Genomic DNA, 997 nt, shown 5'->3' on the forward strand with positions numbered 1-997 from the left:
GTCAAAAAATAAAAGCGTTACGCGACAATGTATCGTTTGTATATGACCTGCGCTTTACCGATAAAGGCATTGCCCAGCTCATTGCGAACTGGCCTACCGACGACCAAATCGGTCTAATGGCGACGCTCAAAAAACGTGGATCAAGACTTGGCGGCAACACAGGCCAATACTTTTTGCGCATGATGGGCAAAGACAGCTTCGTACTGAGTCGCGATGTTATTCTCGCGCTCCAAAGCGCAGGCCTCGACATTAAAGCAGAGCCGAGCTCGCAAAAAGAGATGAAGCTCATACAAGCCGCGTTTAATGAATGGCACCAACAAAGCCAGCTCACTTATACACAACTAAGCCAAATATGCGCATTTTCAAATGGCGATAATTATCTTTGATATATGGGCTTACCGGCTCGCGAAACTTCGACAAAAAACGGAGTTACTTTAAGCGTAAATAGAGTAGTAAAACATGTCCGTACCAGTTCTTTGGGGTTCACGCCTGTCACCCTATGCGTTAAAGCTTGAAGCGGCATTGCAGTACAAAGGCATCGCTTATCGACGCCTTCCTGCGCAAGGAACGCACTTCGAAAACGCGCGCCTAATGCTCCGTCTTGAAACGGCCAAAAGGCTTGGCGAGGTGATTCGCTATCCGGTAGTGGAAGACGCCTTTGATGAATACCCTTTACTGCCCTACTTTTCATACGACAAACGCACATTTGAATACGACAGTAGCAGTATATTGCTCCGCATGGAGGCCGAACATGAGGGCCATTCAATTGTTCCCAATGATCCAGCGCATCATTTTCTAGTCCGCTTTATCGACCACGCGTTTAACGACTTCGGGCTGTATCTCGTTCACCACATGCGTTGGGTTGGTTCGGCCAAGTCGAATCGCATGGGCAGACGCCTTGCTGCAGAATTCAAAACAGCCTTGCCGCCCGGCGGCGCTTGGCTGCTCTCACGCACCTTTCCCACACGACAAGTAAAACGCCTCCCCTACCTCATGA

The 997-nt window shown here is 49.2% G+C and carries 1 protein-coding gene and 1 pseudogene; both read left to right on the forward strand.

Annotated elements, in window-relative coordinates; genetic code table 11:
• A pseudogene (locus A3750_RS26475) lies at positions 1-386 on the forward strand (DNA-3-methyladenine glycosylase I); the annotation flags it as partial.
• 73 nt (positions 387-459) lie between these two features.
• A partial coding sequence (locus A3750_RS21340; protein ID WP_156498811.1) for a hypothetical protein occupies positions 460-997 on the forward strand: 538 nt, incomplete at its 3' end.

Source organism: Oleiphilus sp. HI0079, from assembly GCF_001635105.1.